The 17,141-nt window shown below is 64.7% G+C and carries 16 protein-coding genes and 1 pseudogene; all 17 read left to right on the top strand.

The genetic code is table 11. The features are described 5' to 3' along the window. The first annotated feature begins 118 nt into the window (after window positions 1–118). The 17 genes and pseudogenes from ACFQDL_RS07035 to ACFQDL_RS06955 all read left to right on the top strand — a co-directional run bounded on the left by ACFQDL_RS07035 (window position 119) and on the right by ACFQDL_RS06955 (window position 17,129). Complete coding sequence (locus ACFQDL_RS07035; protein WP_379908396.1) at window positions 119–1,609, top strand: CoA-acylating methylmalonate-semialdehyde dehydrogenase; 1,491 nt, start codon at window positions 119–121, stop codon at window positions 1,607–1,609. Window positions 1,610–1,742: 133 nt separating this feature from the next. Further along, window positions 1,743–2,435: an IclR family transcriptional regulator gene (locus ACFQDL_RS07030; RefSeq protein WP_379908395.1), complete on the top strand. Its 693-nt coding sequence runs from the start codon at window positions 1,743–1,745 to the stop codon at window positions 2,433–2,435. Further along, window positions 2,405–2,530, top strand: coding sequence for a hypothetical protein (locus tag ACFQDL_RS07025; RefSeq protein ID WP_465263952.1), 126 nt, complete (start codon window positions 2,405–2,407; stop codon window positions 2,528–2,530). The genes ACFQDL_RS07030 and ACFQDL_RS07025 overlap by 31 nt, the downstream gene beginning before the upstream one ends. Before the next feature lie 723 nt (window positions 2,531–3,253). Next, entirely contained in the window at window positions 3,254–3,562 is a 309-nt protein-coding gene (locus ACFQDL_RS07020) for a non-heme iron oxygenase ferredoxin subunit (protein ID WP_379908393.1), read from the top strand. Window positions 3,563–3,573: 11 nt separating this feature from the next. Continuing rightward, entirely contained in the window at window positions 3,574–3,873 is a 300-nt protein-coding gene (locus ACFQDL_RS07015) for a recombinase-like helix-turn-helix domain-containing protein (protein WP_379908392.1), read from the top strand. A 17-nt stretch (window positions 3,874–3,890) separates the two neighbouring features. Next, the gene (locus ACFQDL_RS07010) at window positions 3,891–4,913 is read left to right on the top strand and encodes an aromatic ring-hydroxylating dioxygenase subunit alpha (protein WP_379908391.1); all 1,023 of its coding nucleotides are present in this window, start codon (window positions 3,891–3,893) and stop codon (window positions 4,911–4,913) included. After that, on the top strand, window positions 4,906–5,664 hold the full coding sequence (locus ACFQDL_RS07005) for an SDR family oxidoreductase (RefSeq protein WP_379908390.1): 759 nt from the start codon (window positions 4,906–4,908) through the stop codon (window positions 5,662–5,664). The genes ACFQDL_RS07010 and ACFQDL_RS07005 overlap by 8 nt, the downstream gene beginning before the upstream one ends. Window positions 5,665–6,008: 344 nt before the next feature. Next, window positions 6,009–6,617 (top strand): VOC family protein, encoded by a 609-nt coding sequence (locus tag ACFQDL_RS07000; RefSeq protein WP_379908389.1) that lies wholly within the window; start codon window positions 6,009–6,011, stop codon window positions 6,615–6,617. A 63-nt stretch (window positions 6,618–6,680) separates the two neighbouring features. Beyond that, window positions 6,681–7,901, top strand: coding sequence for an NAD(P)/FAD-dependent oxidoreductase (locus ACFQDL_RS06995; protein WP_379908388.1), 1,221 nt, complete (start codon window positions 6,681–6,683; stop codon window positions 7,899–7,901). 40 nt (window positions 7,902–7,941) lie between these two features. Then, window positions 7,942–9,195, top strand: coding sequence for an MFS transporter (locus ACFQDL_RS06990; RefSeq protein ID WP_379908387.1), 1,254 nt, complete (start codon window positions 7,942–7,944; stop codon window positions 9,193–9,195). Window positions 9,196–9,287: 92 nt separating this feature from the next. Further along, window positions 9,288–9,809 carry a cupin domain-containing protein gene (locus tag ACFQDL_RS06985; RefSeq protein ID WP_379908386.1) on the top strand — a complete coding sequence of 174 codons (522 nt, stop codon included), beginning with the start codon at window positions 9,288–9,290 and terminating at the stop codon, window positions 9,807–9,809. Window positions 9,810–9,811: 2 nt separating this feature from the next. Further along, the gene (locus ACFQDL_RS06980) at window positions 9,812–10,693 is read left to right on the top strand and encodes an alpha/beta fold hydrolase (RefSeq protein ID WP_379908385.1); all 882 of its coding nucleotides are present in this window, start codon (window positions 9,812–9,814) and stop codon (window positions 10,691–10,693) included. A 73-nt stretch (window positions 10,694–10,766) separates the two neighbouring features. Next, a complete protein-coding gene (locus ACFQDL_RS06975) occupies window positions 10,767–11,630 on the top strand; it encodes an SDR family oxidoreductase (protein WP_379908384.1) in 864 nt (287 codons plus the stop codon). Beyond that, window positions 11,512–12,288 (top strand): aspartate dehydrogenase, encoded by a 777-nt coding sequence (locus ACFQDL_RS06970; protein ID WP_379912936.1) that lies wholly within the window; start codon window positions 11,512–11,514, stop codon window positions 12,286–12,288. Before ACFQDL_RS06975 ends, ACFQDL_RS06970 begins: the two co-directional genes overlap by 119 nt. 101 nt (window positions 12,289–12,389) lie before the next feature. Continuing rightward, window positions 12,390–13,767: pseudogene (locus tag ACFQDL_RS06965) on the top strand (aldehyde dehydrogenase). Window positions 13,768–13,799: 32 nt separating this feature from the next. Continuing rightward, window positions 13,800–15,440 (top strand): thiamine pyrophosphate-binding protein, encoded by a 1,641-nt coding sequence (locus ACFQDL_RS06960; RefSeq protein ID WP_379908383.1) that lies wholly within the window; start codon window positions 13,800–13,802, stop codon window positions 15,438–15,440. A gap of 279 nt (window positions 15,441–15,719) precedes the next feature. Further along, window positions 15,720–17,129, top strand: a complete 1,410-nt coding sequence (locus tag ACFQDL_RS06955) for an aspartate ammonia-lyase (RefSeq protein ID WP_379908382.1) — start codon at window positions 15,720–15,722, stop codon at window positions 17,127–17,129. Window positions 17,130–17,141: the final 12 nt, after the last annotated feature.

The following is a 17,141-nucleotide window of genomic DNA, read 5'->3' as shown; positions in this document are numbered from 1 at the left end:
GCACCTGATGTAAAGGTGCGCCGCTAACCCATCCTACATATTCGGTAACTACTGCGATTCGGACGAAGGTAGCTAAGGTTATCGTTTCGAACGCACTGCACATTGAAGAGGTATGCGTATGAAAACCATCGGACATCTGATCAGCGGTAAAGTCACTACCGAGGGCCAGCGCAGCCAGGACGTCTACAACCCCTCGACAGGCGAAGTTTTGAAGCAGGTGCTGCTGGCCAGCAGGACGACCGTTGAAGAAGCGATTGCATCGGCGCAGGCCGCCTACCCGGCCTGGCGCGACACACCGCCGGCGAAGCGCGCCCGCGTGATGTACCGGTTCCGCGAACTGCTGGAGCAGAATGCCGCGGAGATCTGCCGCCTGATCGGCGAGGAGCACGGCAAGATCGTCCACGACGCCATGGGCGAGCTGCAGCGCGGCATCGAGAACGTCGAATATGCCTGTGGCGCGCCGGAGCTGCTCAAGGGCGAGCACAGCAAGAACGTCGGCCCGGCGATCGATTCCTGGAGCGAGTTCCAGCCGCTGGGCGTGGTCGCCGGCATCACCCCGTTCAACTTCCCGGCCATGGTGCCGCTGTGGATGTACCCGATGGCGATCGCCTGCGGCAACACCTTCGTGCTCAAGCCGTCCGAGCGGGATCCGGGCTCGACCCTGTTCATCGCCGAACTGCTGCTGGAGGCGGGCCTACCGGCCGGCGTGCTCAACGTCGTCAACGGCGACAAGGAAGCGGTCGACACTCTGCTGGACGACCCGCGGGTTCAGGCGGTCAGCTTCGTCGGCTCGACACCGATCGCCGAATACATCTACAACCGCGCCAGCGCCAACGGCAAGCGCTGCCAGGCCCTGGGCGGTGCCAAGAACCATGCGATCATCATGCCCGACGCGGACATGGACAACGCCGTCAGCGCCCTCACCGGCGCCGCCTTCGGCTCCTCCGGCGAGCGTTGCATGGCGTTGTCGGTGGCCGTGGCCGTCGGTGACGAAGCCGCAGATGCCTTTATAGAGAAGATGACGGCGCAGATGCAGGGCCTCCAGGTCGGGGCCTTCGATGACAGGCGCAACGACTTCGGTCCGGTGATCACCCGGGCGCATCAGGAGAAGGTGGTCGGCTACATCAATAGTGCCGAGGAGCAGGGCGCCGAGGTCGTCGTCGATGGCCGCGACCCGAAGGTGCCCGGCTACGAGAACGGCTTCTTCGTCGGCGGTACCCTGATCGACCGTGTGACCCCGGAGATGGTCTGCTACCAGGAGGAGATCTTCGGCCCGGTGCTGCTGGTGGTGCGCGTCAACAGCATGCAGGAGGCGATGGACCTGATCGATGCCCACGAGTACGGCAACGGTACCTGCATCTTCACCCGTGACGGCGAAGCGGCGCGCTACTTCAGCGACAACATCCTGGTCGGCATGGTCGGCATCAACGTACCGCTGCCGGTCCCGGTGTCCTATCACAGCTTCGGCGGCTGGAAGCGCTCGCTGTTCGGCGACCTGCATGCCTACGGCCCCGATGCGGTGCGCTTCTACACCAAGCGCAAGACCATCACCCAGCGCTGGCCGTCCGCCGGGGTGCGCGAGGGCGCCCAATTCGCCTTCCCGTCCTGAATCCCAGCGGGCGCTTGCGCCCGTCACAGGTATCTCTCCAAGCGGTGGCCTCTGGCCGCCGCTCTTTCGTTCGTTTGACAGTCCGGGGGCCTCGTGCTCCAATCGCAGGTCGTTTCAGCCTTGTCGGAAAATCATGGAAACAGATGACCGTTATATAGTGCCGGGCCTGGTGCGCGGACTGGCCGTATTGCAGCAGTTCAGCAGAAACAGGCGGGAGCTGTCGATCTCGGAACTGGCCGAAGCAATAGAGGTGAATCGCTCCAGTACCTTCCGTCTGGTGCATACCCTCGAGCATTGCGGCTTTCTGCGCCGTATTGCCGATACCAATCGCTATACCCTGAGTTCCCGGGTACTGGATCTTGGCTTCCAGTTTCTCTCCAGCCTCGACCTGCTGGAGCCGTCGCGGCCCATTCTGGAGGCCCTGCGCAACCGCACGACCCTTGCCTGTCAGCTGATGGTGCGCGAGGGACGCGATGTCGTGATCGTCGATTGCTTCCAGGCGACCGGCCCCTTCACCAGCACGGTATCCGTCGGGACCCGCTGGCCGGCACATGCCACTGCCGTCGGGCAGCTGATGCTGTCGAGCCTGCCGGAAGAGAAGCTGCGCGAGATCTACCGGGACTTCAGCTTCCAGCGCTTCACCGAACAGACACCGACCAATATCGACAGTCTGCTGGAACGGGTGAAAAGCTTTCGCAACCAGCCTGCGGCCACTGCCTGGGGTACTTCAACCCCGGCATGGCGGCCTGTGCCGCACCGATCCACAGCGTGGACGACAATCGCATCGTCGCAGCCGTGTCGGTCAGTTGCCCACTGGGCAGCCTGAGCCGCGAAGAGTTCGACGGCCGCATCCGGGACGAGGTCATCACTGCGTCGAAGGAGCTCTCCCGTACCCTGAGTCTGCACTCCTCGCAGCTCTGACGCTTTCCCCGCCGCAGCGGAGGAGGGTGGGTTAGCGACGCACCGATACTCTCTTCCGGACACCTCCGTTGCCTAGGAGCCTGTCGGACTTAACATTGATCTTCTGCGGAAAAGCCGATTTTGGCCATTATTTGAGCGCTTTCTTGTTAAATAGAACCACTATTCGCCGCAAAATCGCTCAAAAATTGACTCAAAACGGACTTTCCCTCGCTACGACCGGCTAAGTCAGACAGGCTCCCAGGCGTCGCGTAACCCACCGTTGGCTCTGTGTTAGGGCGTAGCCTGGAATGAGTGTGCGAATTCCGGGAGCCTGCGCTCAGCCGGCCCGGCGTCCTCCAATTCCCCCTTGTGCAACCCTTACCTCCATGGTGGGTTACGACGCGCCCGAAATCCCTGCCGGATGATGGCAGGTAGATAGCGCGCCTGACCCACCCTGTGTTGTTTTTGTTTCATATATGATCAATCTGGTCTTTATGTGAACGTCCTCCGCTGACCTTTCCTCGCCCTGTTGTCTTTTTTCAGCCTTTGCTTCTGACCGTCCTTCAAAACCTATCCTTTTGATTTAAATGAAATAATGCCCTTTTTGGTGCTTCCGGCGCGGGCCTGAGTGCGATACCCCGACATTTTTCGGGGCCATGGCGGCTTGACGCATCGAATTTCACAGAGTAACTTTGTGTTCGTATGTAAGACGCACGTTTATATATAAAACAAAGGGTGATCGAGATGAATTGGGTGTCAGTTTGCAAGGTGGGCGAGGTAACGGAGGACAGCCCGTTTTCAGTCAAGGTCGAGGAAAAGGACGTGGGTGTGTTCAAGGTCGAAGACGGTTTCTACGCCATCGAAGACATCTGTCCCCACGCCTATGCCCTGCTGACCCAGGGATTTATCGAGGGCCGTACCGTCGAGTGCCCGCTGCACGAGGCGATCTTCGACATCCCCACCGGCAAGCTCGAGAGCGGCCCGGGCTGCCGCAACCTGGTGACCTATCCGGTTCGGGTCGAAGGCGAAGACATTCAGCTGCAACTGGCCTGAGGAGACTGCCGATGACCGATTACAACCCGAAGCTGGCCACCTGGCTGAAGAACGAGCCCTGCACCGAGGCCGGCATCAACAATATCCAGGTGCCCGGCAGGACCGGGAACATCATCTGGCAGACCCGCCACCGTGAGCCCAGCCGCTACGAGCAGGCACTGGTCGAGCACCTCGAAGCGATCTTCGCCACCGGCGTGGTCGAACTCGAGTCGCTGGTCGAGGCGCTGAACGCACGGGGCTCGCGCACCGAAAACTCGGCGTTCTGGACGGCGGAAAGCTTCCAGGCCGAGATGGCGCGACTGGGTTACTGAGAATCAAGGGGTCTGACGTGAACGACAAACAATCTCTCGAAAGCTACATGGACCGCGGCCTGCGCGATCTCTGGTATCCGGTCGTGGCGAGCTGGGAAGTCTCCACCAGCCCGGTCGGCATTACCCGCCTTGGCGACAACATCGTGCTGTGGCGTGACCGCGAAGGTCAGGTCCATGCCCTCGAGGACCGCTGCCCGCACCGCGGCGCGCGCCTGTCCCTGGGCTGGAACCTCGGCGACCGCGTGGCCTGCTGGTACCACGGCGTCGAAGTCAAAGGCGACGGCGAAGTGGCCGACGTGCCGGCTGTCAGCAACTGCCCGATGACCGGCAGCAACTGCGTGCGCGCCTATCCGGTGATCGAAAAGCACGGCGCCATCTTTGTCTGGTTCGGCCTGGATCCGGACGCGCCGCCGGCCGACCTGGTGCTGCCGGAGCAGCTCGAAAGCCCCGAGTGGAGCAGCTTTCTCTGCACCGCCGACTGGGCCTGCAACTACCGCTACGCGGTCGACAATGTCATGGACCCGATGCACGGCACCTACCTGCACTGCACCTCCCACTCGATGTCCGAGGGCGAGCGCAGCGCCGACATGCGCGTGGTCGATACCGAACATGGCTTCAAGTTCGAGAAGGTGGGCCAGAGCGGCGTCAACTTCGACTGGGTCGAGTTCGGCGACAGCGGCACCTTCTGGCTGCGCCTGTCGATTCCGTACCAGCAGAAATTCGGCCCCGGCGGCGAGTTCTGGATCGTCGGCCAGGCGACGCCGATCGACGAGCACCATACCCGCGTCTTCTTCTGGCGCGCCCGCAAGGTGCAGGGCTGGCAGCGCGATACCTGGCGCTTCCTCTACCGCAACCGTCTGGAAAAGCTGCACTGGGATGTCCTGGTCCAGGACCAGATCATTCTCGAGCAGATGGCGCCGAACGCCCGCGATCACGAATTCCTCTACCAGCACGATGTCGGCCTCTCCAGGCTGCGTCGGATGATGAAGAAGATGGCGCAGAAACAGCTGGCCCGGATCGAGGCGGTGACCGATGAATAAGCTGCTCGAAGGCAAGCGCCTGCTGATCACCGGTGCCGCCCGCGGGCTGGGGCTGGACTTCGCCCGCCGTGCCTGCGCGGCAGGCGCCCGGGTGGTGATGGCCGACATTCTCGACGAGCTGGTCACGGAGGAAGCCCGGGCACTGGCCGAGCAGGGTCATGATGCCACAGCAGTGCGGCTGGACCTGGCCGACCCGGATGCCATCGACGCGGTGGCGAAATTCGCCGGCGAGACCCTCGGCGCGGTCGATGGCCTGGTCAACTGCGGTGCCATTGCCACCGGCATCGGCGGCCCGGACATGTGCGAGCTGGAACTGGATACCTGGGACCGAGTCGCGACGGTCAACGTCCGCGGTACCTGGCTGATGAGCCGTGCCATGGTGCCGTACCTGGCCGCCTCGGGCCGCGGCAGGATCGTCAACATCGCCTCCGATACCGCGCTCTGGGGCGCGCCGCGGCTGATGGCCTACGTCGCCAGCAAGGGGGCCGTTATCAGCATGAGCCGTTCGATGGCGCGGGAGCTGGGGCCGAAGAATATCTGCGTCAACACCCTCTGTCCCGGGTTGACGCTGTGCGAGGCCACCGAATACGTGCCGCAGGACCGTCACGACCTGTACGTCAACGGCCGCGCCATTGCGCGTGAGCAAGTGCCCGAAGATGTCACCGGCAGCGTGCTTTATCTGCTGTCGGACCTGGCCGGCTTCGTCACCGGCCAGACGCTGCCGGTCAATGGCGGCTTCGTTTTCAACTGATTGGCCCGGAGAGAAAGTATGAATATCAAGGGAATCGAGGAACTGCGTTTCGGCGTCGAGGACGTCGAGAAAGCCCGTCGCTTTCTGGGCGACTTCGGCCTCAGCGCCGAAGCCTCCGACGTCCAGGATGCGGACCTGTACCGCACCCAAAACCAGAGCCGTGTCTACCTGTTCGACAAGAACGACACCCGCCTGCCGCCGGCCTTCGAGGGCGGTTCGACGCTGCGCACCCTGGTCTGGGGCGTGGAGCAGTCCGCGGACCTCGACGAGCTGGCCGGGCGCCTGGCCGATGAACCGGGTTTCGCCCGCGACGCCGACTCGGTCACTTGCCGGGACCCCAGGGCATGTGCCTGCGCTTCGAGGTGTCGACGCAGAAAACGGTGGAGATCCAGGTACCGGGCATCAACCAGCACGGTGATATCCGCCGCGTCGACGCGCCGAGCCCCGTCTACGAACGCGCCCAGCCGATCGGTATCGGTCATGTGGTGTTCTTCGTCGAGGATCTGGCGACGATGGAGGCCTTCTACGGCGAGAAGCTGGGTTTCCGCGCCTCCGACCGCTACGTCGGCAAGGGCGTCTTCATGCGCGCCGGCAAGGAGGGCCATCACCACGACCTTTTCCTGCTGCATGTGCCGAACAAGCCGGCCGGCCTCAACCATGTCGCCTTTACCGTGCGCGACATTCACGAGGTGATCGGCGGCGGCCTGGCGATGAACCGCAGGGACTGGTCCACCTTTATCGGTCCGGGACGTCACCCGATCTCCTCGGCCTATTTCTGGTACGTCAACAGTCCGCTCGGCGGCGCCTTCGAGTACTACACCAACGACGATTACCTGACCGAAGCCTGGCAGCCCCGCACGCTGCAGCACAGCCTGGAAACCTTCACCGAATGGGCTGTGGAAGGCGGTCTCGACGGCACGACCCGCCGCCAGGTCGTCAAGCAAGTCGGTTGACGGCCCGATGCACGGACCTGTCCGGTCTGAAATCCAGTGCAGATAAAGAGAGAGGTTAACCCCATGAGCAACGGCATTTCCCGCATTCTGATAATCGGCGCCGGCCAGGCCGGCGCCTGGGCGGCGCACACGCTGCGGCAGAACGGATTCGACGGCACGCTGGCGGTGGTTTCCAACGAGAGCCAGGTGTTCTACGAGCGCCCGCCGTTGTCCAAGCAGGTGTTGGCCGGCGAAATGGATGCGGCCTCGACCCTGCTGTTCCCGGCCGACGCCATCGAAGCGATGAACATCGAATGGCACAAGCCCGACACCGCCGTCGCCATCGACCGCGAGCGCAAGGAAGTGCGTCTGGCCAGCGGCAAGGTGCTGGGCTACGACAAGCTGATGCTGACCACCGGCAGCCGTGCCCGCGTGCCGGTCAAGGCATGGGCCGAGCTCGACGGCGTTTACACCGTCCGTACGCTGGACGATGCCCGGCGCCTGGGCGAGGAGCTGGAGCCGGGACGACGCATGGCGATCATCGGCGGCGGCTGGATCGGTCTGGAAGTGGCCGCGACCGCGCGCAAGCAGGGCCTCGAGGTGTCGCTGTTCGAGCTGGGCGAGCGCCTGTGTGCCCGCAGCGTCGGTACCGATGTGTCCGATTTCCTCTACCGGCTGCACAGCGACCAGGGCGTCGACGTACGCCTGAGCTGCGGCGCCATCGATCTGCAGCCGGCCGCCGGCGGCGGCGTCGAACTGTCGCTGGCCGGTACGCCGGCCGGCCGTTTCGACGCCGTGGTGGTCGGTGCCGGGGCGGAAATCGCCTCGGAGCTGGGGCGCGAAGCGGGTCTCGAGACCACTTCCGGTCTGGTGGTCGACGCCTGCGGCCGGACCTCGGATCGGGACATCTATGCCGCCGGCGACGTCGCCATCCACCCGGAACTCGGCTACTGCATCCAGTCCTGGGCCAATGCCCAGAACCAGGCGATCTCGGCGGCACTGTCACTGCTGGGCCAGGAAACGCCCTATGCCGATGTTCCCTGGCTCTGGTCGGATCAGTATCACTGCAACATCCAGATCCTGGGCGCGGCGGGCAACGGCGAGGGTACCGAGATCCGCCGCGTCTGCGGCAACGATCAGGTCTCCTTTATCCGCCTGGATGCCGACAACCGGCTCGAGTCGCTGATCGCGGTCAACGACCCGAAACTGATCAAGCTCGGCAAGCGCTGGATCAAGGCGGGCATGCAGCTGCCGCCGGAGATGCTGGCGGATCCCGCGCAAAACCTGATGCAGCTGAAACCTTAATCCGTGCGTTCCGACGCCATAAGAATAAACAGGTACTAATATGCAAACTTTGAAGGGTGAAATGGCGGTCGAGGGCATGTCGCGGACAGGCTCCAACCTGAAACACTGGTCGATTTCAGCAGTCCTGATGGTCTGCGTCGTACTGGCGTTCTTCGACAAGATCAGCATCGCGGTGCTGTTCTCCGACCCCTCGTTCCAGACGGCGATGGGGATCGGTGGCGACAAGACCGCCCTCGGCTGGCTGATGACCAGCTTCCTGCTGGCCTACGGCTTCTCGTCGATTTTTCTCAGCGTGGCCGGCGACCTGGTCAATCCGAAAAAATGCCTCACCGCCTGTGTCGTGCTCTGGGGTCTGCTGATGGCGCTGATGGGCATGGCCAAGAGCTACGAGCAGATGCTGGTTCTGCGTGTGCTGCTGGGCATCGCCGAAGGTCCGCTGTTCGCGCTCGCCTACACCATCGTCAAGCAGTGCTACCAGCCGCATCAGATCGCTCGGGCGAGCACCATGTTCCTGCTCGGTACGCCGATCGGTGCAGCCCTGGGCTTTCCGATCACCGCCTATGTTCTGGCCAACTTCGGCTGGCAGATGACCTTCTTCGTCATGGCAGGCCTGACGCTGCTGGTGGTGCTGGTCGTCGTCGCCGGGCTGCGTGACGTGGTGCTCAAGACCGGCGCCGAACTCAACGCCGGCAAGCGAATGGGCTGGCAGCAGCATCTCGAGAACTGCAAGGTGCTGTTCGGCGCGCCGGCGTTCTGGGCGGTGTGCCTGTTCAACACGGCGCTGCTGACCTACCTCTGGGGCCTGAATGGCTGGCTGCCGAGTTACTTGATCGAGGCCAAGGGCATCAACCTCAAGGAGTTCGGTTCGCTGTCGTCGCTGCCGTTCATTGCCATGCTCATCGGTGAAGTCGCCGGGGCTTTCCTGTCCGACAAGACCGGCAAGCGTGCCGCCCAGGTCTTCGCCGGTCTGCTGGTTGCCGGCATTGCCATGGCAGCGGTGCCGCAGATCGAAAGCCCGATGCTGACCATTCTGGCGATGTCGGTCAGCGCCATGAGCTGGGGCTTCGGTGTCGCGTCGGTGTTCGCGCTGCTGGCCCGGGTCAGCCCTGACAATGTCAGTGCCACCGCCGGCGGCGTCTTCAACGGCTTCGGCAATTTCGCCGGTGCCGCGGCCCCGGTGATCATGGGTTACATCGTCACCCGCAGCGGCAGTTTCGACAACGGCATCATGTTCCTGGTGGTGATCGCCATCGTTGGATCGCTGGTGCTGCTGCCGCTGGTGCGCAAGTACTAGAACCCCATTCCTGATCCCGAACGAAAACTCCCGTGCTCAATGGGTAAGGGTTTCCATTGCCTGTCCCGAGCCGTTAACAAGAGGAAAGTAACATGACGGTTAAATTCGAAGGTTGGGTCAAGCCGCAGGACAAGTCCCTGGGTGATTGGCTGAACGGCCGCATCGCCCGCTTCGAGGAGCGTACCTACGACTTCAACGCACTGAAATTCCAGGCCGACTTCGACCCCAAGTATCGTCGTGCCCAGATGCGTTACATGGGCACCGGGGCGACCGGGGTCAATGCCGACAACAACACCGTGCCGGCCGAGCACTTCACCTTCTCGACCATGGTGCTGCCGGGTCAGTGCGAAGGGCCGCTGCACGTGCACGACGATGTCGAAGAGGTGTTCTTCATGCTGCGCGGCAAGATCAACCTCTTTGTCGAACATAACGGCGAGAAGTTCGAGACCACGCTGCATGAGCGTGACCTGATCTCCATTCCGCCGGGTATCTATCGCGGCCTGTTCAACCCGGGTCAGGAAGATGCGCTGATGTGCGTGATGCTGGGTACGCCGAAGCCGCAGATCCCGACCTACCCGCAAGATCACCCGCTGTCCAAGATCAAGCGGGGCTGAGCATGACGGAGTCCGTGCTGATCGACAAGCTAAGCCGTTTTCCGTTGCGGACACTGCAGCTGAATGGCCGCCGCCTGGCGTACCGCGAGGCGGGCGAGGGACCGGTCCTGCTGCTGCTGCACGGTATCAGTTCGGGCTCTGGCTCCTGGGTCCGCCAGCTCGAAGACCTGAGTGACCGCTTCCGCGTGGTCGCCTGGGATGCGCCGGGCTATGGCGGCAGCGAGCCGCTGGATACTGCAACCCCGACGGCGATGGATTATGCCCGGGTGCTGCGGGGGCTGGTGGAGGCGCTGGACCTGGAGCGGCCGTTGCTGGTCGGCCATTCCCTCGGTGCGCTGCAGGCCTCGGCCTTCGCCTGTGCCTATGGCGAACGGCTGGCCGGACTGGTGCTGGCGGACCCCGCCCAGGGCTACGGCCAGGCGGACGCTGCGACGCAGCAGGAGGTTTTCCGCAAACGTCCGGCGATGCTCGAAGCGCTGGGGCCGGACGGGCTGGCGCAGGCACGCGCGGCGGCACTGCTGTCCCCGGGCGCCACGGCCGAGAAGGTCGCGCTGGTGGCCGACGGCATGCAGCGCCTGCAACTGCCCGGCTTCAGTGCCGCGTCCTGGCTGCTGGCCCATGACGATATCTGGCGCTACCTGCCGGACTCATTGCCAACAGAGGGGCCGCCGCTGCTGGTGCTCTGCGGCGACGAAGACAGCATCACTCCGCCCGCATCGGCCGTGGCCCTGGCCGAGCGTTACGGCAAGGCGCTGTACGTGGCGCTGCCGCAGGCGGGGCATGCCAGCTATATCGATGCGCCCGAGGCGTTCGGCGATGCGGTCGCCGGATTCGCGCAGGTGCTGCGTGCGGGTCAATCCGAAGTTTCTGGAGGTGAACGATGAGCTTTAATCTGGCCAACAGGGTCGCTGTGGTGACCGGGGATCCTCCGGTATCGGACTCGAAACCGTCCGGCTGTTGCTGACCGAAGGCGCCCGCGTTGCCTGGTGCGGTCGAAACCCCGAGCGACTGGCCGAATCCGAGCGCCTGATGCGCGAAGAATTTCCGCAGAGCGGGATTCTGACCTTTGCCTGCGACGTGCTCGATCGCAGCCAGGTCGATGCCTTCGCCGCCCAGGTGCGGGAGGCCTTCGGCGGTGCAGACTGCCTGATCAACAATGCCGGCCAGGGCCGCGTCAGCAGCTTCGACGAAACCCTCGACGAGGACTGGCTGGCCGAGGCCGAACTGAAGCTGTTCAGTGTGATCCATCCGGTGCGGGCCTTCCTGCCGCTGCTGGAGGCCTCCGACTGCGCTTCGATCACCAACGTCAACTCGCTGCTGGCGCTGCAGCCGGAACCGCACATGATCGCCACGTCGGCGGCGCGGGCGGGGCTGCTCAACCTGACCCACTCGCTGGCCCACGAATTCGCGGCCAAGGGCATTCGCGTCAACTCCATCCTGCTCGGCATGGTCGAGTCGGGGCAGTGGCGCCGCCGCTTCGAGGCGCGCAGCGACAGGAGCCTCGGCTGGGATAGCTGGATTGCCGGCATCGCCGCCAAACGCGGCATTCCGATGGGGCGTCTCGGCCGACCGCAGGAACCGGCCCGGGCGCTGGTGTTCCTGGCATCGCCCTGGCCTCGTTCACCACCGGCGCGGCCCTGGATGTGTCCGGCGGCTTCAACCGTCACTTATAAGGAGAGCCTCGCGAATGAAGCAACTGATGATGATCGGATTCGGCGCCATGGCGCAGGAAGTGGTGGCGCTGCTGCCGGAAGATCTCAAGCTGCGCTGGCTGGTGGTGCCGGCCGACAGCGTCGTCGCGACCCGGGCGAAGCTGGGTGACGAGGTGTGCGTGATCAGCGAAGTGGCGGCCTGCGACGGCACCCCGGATCTGGTCGTCGAATGCGCGGGCCAGGGCGCGATCCGTGAGCATGCCGAGTCGGTGCTCTCGCGGGGCTGGGACCTGGGCGTGATATCCGTCGGCGCCTTCGCCGACAACGCCCTGCTGGATCGCCTGCAGAGTGCGGCCGTGGCCGGCAACGCGCACATTTACGCCCTGGCCGGTGCCATCGCCGGTATCGACGGCATCGCCGCGGCGAAAGAGGGCGGTCTCGACGAAGTCGTCTATACCTCGCGCAAGAGCCCCAGAAGCTGGAAGGGCAGCCCGGCCGAGACGCTGGTGGATCTGGACGGTATTACGGAACCGACCGTGTTTTACCGCGGCACCGCCCGTGAAGCGGCGCTGCAGTTTCCGGCCAATGCCAATGTCGCGGCGACCATCGCCCTGGCCGGCATCGGTATGGATGACACCCGCGTCGAGCTGATGGCCGATCCGGGCATATGCCGCAACCAGCACCAGATCCGTGCCTGCGGCCGCTTCGGCGAGCTGAACATCGAGCTCTCCGGCCTGCCGCTGGAAAGCAATCCCAAGACATCGACGCTGGCGGCCCTGAGTGTGGTCAGAGCCTGTCGCCACAGCACATCTTCCCTGTTGATCTGAGGAGGTCATGAAAATGGTCAAGCCCATCTTTATCGGCGGAGAATGGCGCGAAGGACGCGGTCCGGTACGCGCCACCCATTTCCCGGCGGACGGCAGCCTCAATGCCGAGATTGCCACCGCCAGCGCCGAGGATGTCGAAGAGGCGGTCCAGGCGGCCGAGCGCGCCTCGGCGGGCACCCGAATGGCGCAACCGTCTGCCGCACGAGCGGGCCGCGGTCCTCTACCGCGTGGCCGATCTGATCACCCGGCGGGTCGACGAGCTGGCTGCGATGCAGATGCGCGACAACGGCAAGCCGCTGGCCGAGACCCGCGGCCTGGTGCTGAGCGCCGCCGGCACCGCGCGTTACTTCGCCGCTGCCTGCGAAACCCTGGATGATGATCTGCCGAGCCAGCGCTCGGGCGAGTTCATGACCCTGAGCGTGCACGAGCCGATCGGGGTCATCGCCGCGATCACCCTGGAACTCGCCGATCGCCAGCGAGATGCAGAAGATCGCCCCGGCGCTGGCCGGCGGCAACGCCGTGATCCTCAAGCCTGCCGATGCCACGCCGCTGGCGGCACTGGCGCTGGCCGGGCTGTTCGAGGAAGCCGGACTGCCGAAAGGCCTGCTCAGCGTGCTGCCGGGCCGCGGTTCGGTGGTCGGCGAGGCGCTGGCGACCCATCCGCTGGTGCGCAAGATCTCCTTCACCGGAGGTACCGGTACCGGCCGTCACCTGGCGCATATCGCCGCCGAGAAGCTGATCCCGACCTCGCTGGAGCTGGGCGGCAAGTCGCCGACCATCGTGTTCGAGGACGCGGATATCGAGCTCGCGGCCAAGGGTGTCGTCTACGGCATCTTCAGCTCCGCGGGCCAGGCCTGCATCGCGGGGTCCCGGCTGTTCGTCCACGCGGCCGTTTATGACCGCTTTATGGACCGCCTGCTGGAGCTGACCCGCAACCTGCGCGTCGGTCACCCCGAGCAGCCGGGCGTGCATATGGGCCCGCTGATCAACGAGGCGCACCTGGAGTCCGTCGCGGCCTTCGTCGAGCAGGCGAAAGCGCAGGGCGGCAAAGTGCTTTGCGGCGGCGAGCGCCTGAGCGGCGGAGATCTCGCGAAGGGTTCCTACTATGCGCCGACCATCATCGCAGGTCTTGGCAACGACTCCAGCGTCTGCCAGGAGGAGATCTTCGGCCCGGTGCTGGTGGTGCTGAAATACGACGACGAGGCGGACCTGCTGGCCCAGGCCAACGACAGCGTCTTCGGCCTTGCGGCCGGCATCTGGAGCGAGAACTTCCGCCGCGCCTGGCGCATCGGTCGTCAGCTCGAAGCCGGTACCGTCTGGATCAACACCTACAAGAAGTTCTCCATTTCGGCGCCGTTCGGCGGCTTCAAGGAGAGCGGGCTGGGCCGCGAGAAGGGACGCCTGGGCGTGCTCGAGTACATGCAGCAGAAAAGCGTTTATCTGGGGCTGAGCGACGTCGCCAACCCCTGGGCCGAGTAAGCCGATTGTCCCTATAGAACAGGTAGAAAAAAATGTCTGAGCAAGTCACCGTTGGCGAAGTCGTCGCCCGTATCCTCGAAGCCCATGGCGTTGCCAACGTCTACGGCGTGATCTCCATCCACAACCTGCCGGTGGCCGATGCCATCGGCCGTCGCGGCAGGATCGGCTTCGTGCCGGCGCGCGGCGAAGCCGGTTCCGTGACCATGGCCGATGCCCATGCCCGCTTCGCCGGTCTCGGCGTGGCCCTGACCAGCACCGGCGCAGGCGCCGGTAATGCCATCGGCTCCCTGATCGAAGCCTGCAATGCCGCCAGCCCGGTGCTGCACATCACCGGCCAGGTCGAGCGCGAATACCTCGACCGCGACGCCAGCTTCATCCACGAAGCCAAGGATCAGCTGACCTTCCTCAAGGCCAGCAGCAAGGCCGCGTACCGCATCAGCCATCCGGAGACCGCCGCCGGCATCGTCCGCGAGGCGATCCGCGTCGCCCGCAGCGTGCCGATGGGCCCGGTCAGCATCGAGATCCCGATCGACGTCCAGGCGGCGCAGATCGAACTGCCGGCCGACCTCGGCCCGATCGAGCCTTCGAGCCTGCCGGTGCCGGCGGCGGCCGAACTGGAAAACCTGACGGCCCAGTTGAAGGCCGCCAGGCGTCCGCTGCTCTGGATCGGTGGTGGCGCCGCCGGCTGCGAGGCCGAAGTGAAGGCGCTGGCGGACAAGGGCGTGCCGGTGGTCTCCAGCACCCATGGCCGCGGCATTCTGCCGGACAGCCATCCGCGCAGCCTGCGTGCCTTCCACAACAGCGCGAAGGTCAAGGAGCTGCTCAAGGACAGCGACCTGGTGATCGTCGCGGGTTCGCGCCTGCGCAGCAACGAGACCCTGAGCTACTCTCTGGAGCTGGGCAAGACGCTGGTGCAGATCGACGCCTACGCCGCGGCCCAGAACCGCAACTACCGTGCCGATCGCTTTATCTGCTCCGACGCCAAAGTGGCACTGGCCTACCTGGGCGATGCGCTGGCCGACGGCCAGAAGATCGATGCCGATTACGACCGCGCGGTGGCGGAGGCGGTGGAGCAGGCCGTTGGCGCGCTGAGCGATCAGATCGGCAACTACGCCGGTATCTGCGCCGCCTTGCGCGAGGCGCTGCCCGAAGATGGCATCCTGGTGCGCGACATCACCATCTCCGGCAGCACCTGGGGCAGCCGCCTGTTCGAGATCAACGGCGCCAACCGCAATATCCATTCGCTGGCCGGCGCCATCGGTCTGGGGTTGGCCCACGGCATCGGTACCGCCATCGCCAACCCGCAGAAGAAGGTCGCAGCCGTTGTTGGCGATGGCGGCCTGATGCTCGGTATCGGCGAGATGGCCACCATGGTGCAGGAAAACACCGATCTGGTGCTGATCGTGATGAACGACAGCGGCTACGGCGTCATGCGCGGCATCCAGAACAACTACTTCGAAGGGCGGCAGTACTACAACGAACTGCACACCCCGAACTACCGCGACGTCGGCACCGCCATGGGCATGCCGAGCTGGCAGGTCGGCTCGGTCGAGGCGTTCGCCAGCGCCATCAAGGAAGCCATCGCCATCGACGGCCCGGCCGTTATCGAGGTCGACATGCACAGCGTCGGCCCGCTCAACTTCGCCGGCCCGCCGCAGAAGAAGTTGTATTGACGTGCATGGATGCACTAATACCGCGAGTACAAGGATGTACAGGAGCGGTGGAGCGTTAATCGAAGGCACGGATGTAGGGTGCTGGTGAGCCTGCGAACCGCACCATCCGGAGCGTAATGGTGCGGTGCGCTTCGCTTACCGGCACCCTACGTTTCGGGATACCGCGGTGGCGTCCTGTCACGCCTAACGCGTCACCATTTTTAAGCCACCCGTCCGGAGTCACCGCACTGATAGCGATTCCGGACGGGTTTTTCTACCCACCCTTGAGAGATACGAACGATGTCGGACCCGACCGTAGCCGCGGTGCGGCTGGAAAAGGACCTGCTGGGCGAACTGCCCGTACCGGCAAACGCCTATTACGGTATTCAGACCCTGCGTGCCTGCAACAACTTCGCCCTGAGCGGCGTCACGCTGCAGCACTTTCCGCGCCTGATCAATGCGCTGGCGATGGTCAAGCAGGCGGCGGCCCAGGCCAACGCCGAGCTGGGGCAGCTGCCTCCTGAAAAGGCGCAGGCGATCCAGGCCGCGACCCAGGCGATCATCGGCGGCGAGTACCACGACCAGTTCGTCGTCGACATGATCCAGGGCGGCGCCGGTACCTCCACCAACATGAACGCCAACGAGGTGATCGCCAATGTCGGCCTCGAGTTCCTGGGCCGCGGGAAGGGCGATTACCGGGCGCTGCACCCGAACAACGACGTCAACCTGTCCCAGTCCACCAACGACGCCTATCCGACCGCGGTGCGCCTGGGGATCCTGCTGAGCCACGGCGACCTGGTCACCTCGCTGGTGTCGCTGCGCGGCGCCTTCAGCGCCAAGGCGGAGGCGTTCGCCCAGGTCATCAAGATGGGGCGCACCCAGCTGCAGGACGCGGTGCCGATGACGCTGGGGCAGGAGTTCCGCGCCTGGGCCAGCACCCTCGGCGAGGACATCAGCCGCATCGCTTCGCTGTCGGAGCTGCTGACCGAGGTCAACCTCGGCGGCACCGCCATCGGCACCGGCATCAACGCCGATCCGCGCTACGGCACCCTGGCGATCGCCCATCTGTCGCGCATCAGCGGCATCCCGCTACGCCAGTCCGAGGACCTGATCGAGGCCTCGTCCGACATGGGCGCTTTCGTGCTGTTCTCGAGCATGCTCAAGCGCCTGGCGATCAAGCTGTCGAAGATCGCCAACGACCTGCGCCTGCTGAGCATGGGGCCACGGGCCGGCATCAACGAGATCAACCTGCCGCCGCAGCAGCCGGGCAGCTCGATCATGCCGGGCAAGGTCAACCCGGTGATCCCGGAGGCGGTCAACCAGGTCGCCTACCAGGTGATGGGCCATGACCTGGCGATCAGCATGGCGGCCGAGGCGGGTCAGCTGCAGCTCAATGCGATGGAACCGCTGATCGCCTACAACATCCTCGAGCAGATGCGCCTGCTCAAGCGCGCGATGCAGATGTTCGAGGAGAAGTGCATCACCGGCATCACCGCCAATCCCGAGCACTGCGCCTCGCTGGTGCACAACAGCATCGGCATCGTCACGGCGCTGAATCCCCATATCGGCTACGAGAACGCCACCCGCATCGCCCGGCGCGCGCTGCAGGAAAATCGCAGCGTGGTGGAGCTGGTCGAGGAGGAGGGCCTGATGGCACCGGACCAGCTGCGCGAGGTGCTGCGCCCCGAGCGGATGATCGCCGCCGGCTGACCTCTCGTTTGG

The organism is Marinobacterium aestuariivivens, from assembly GCF_042661465.1.
GTDB lineage: Bacteria > Pseudomonadota > Gammaproteobacteria > Pseudomonadales > Balneatricaceae > Marinobacterium_A > Marinobacterium_A aestuariivivens.
The sequence above is the reverse complement of the archived record's forward strand: the minus strand, read 5'-3'. Positions and strand labels throughout refer to the sequence as shown.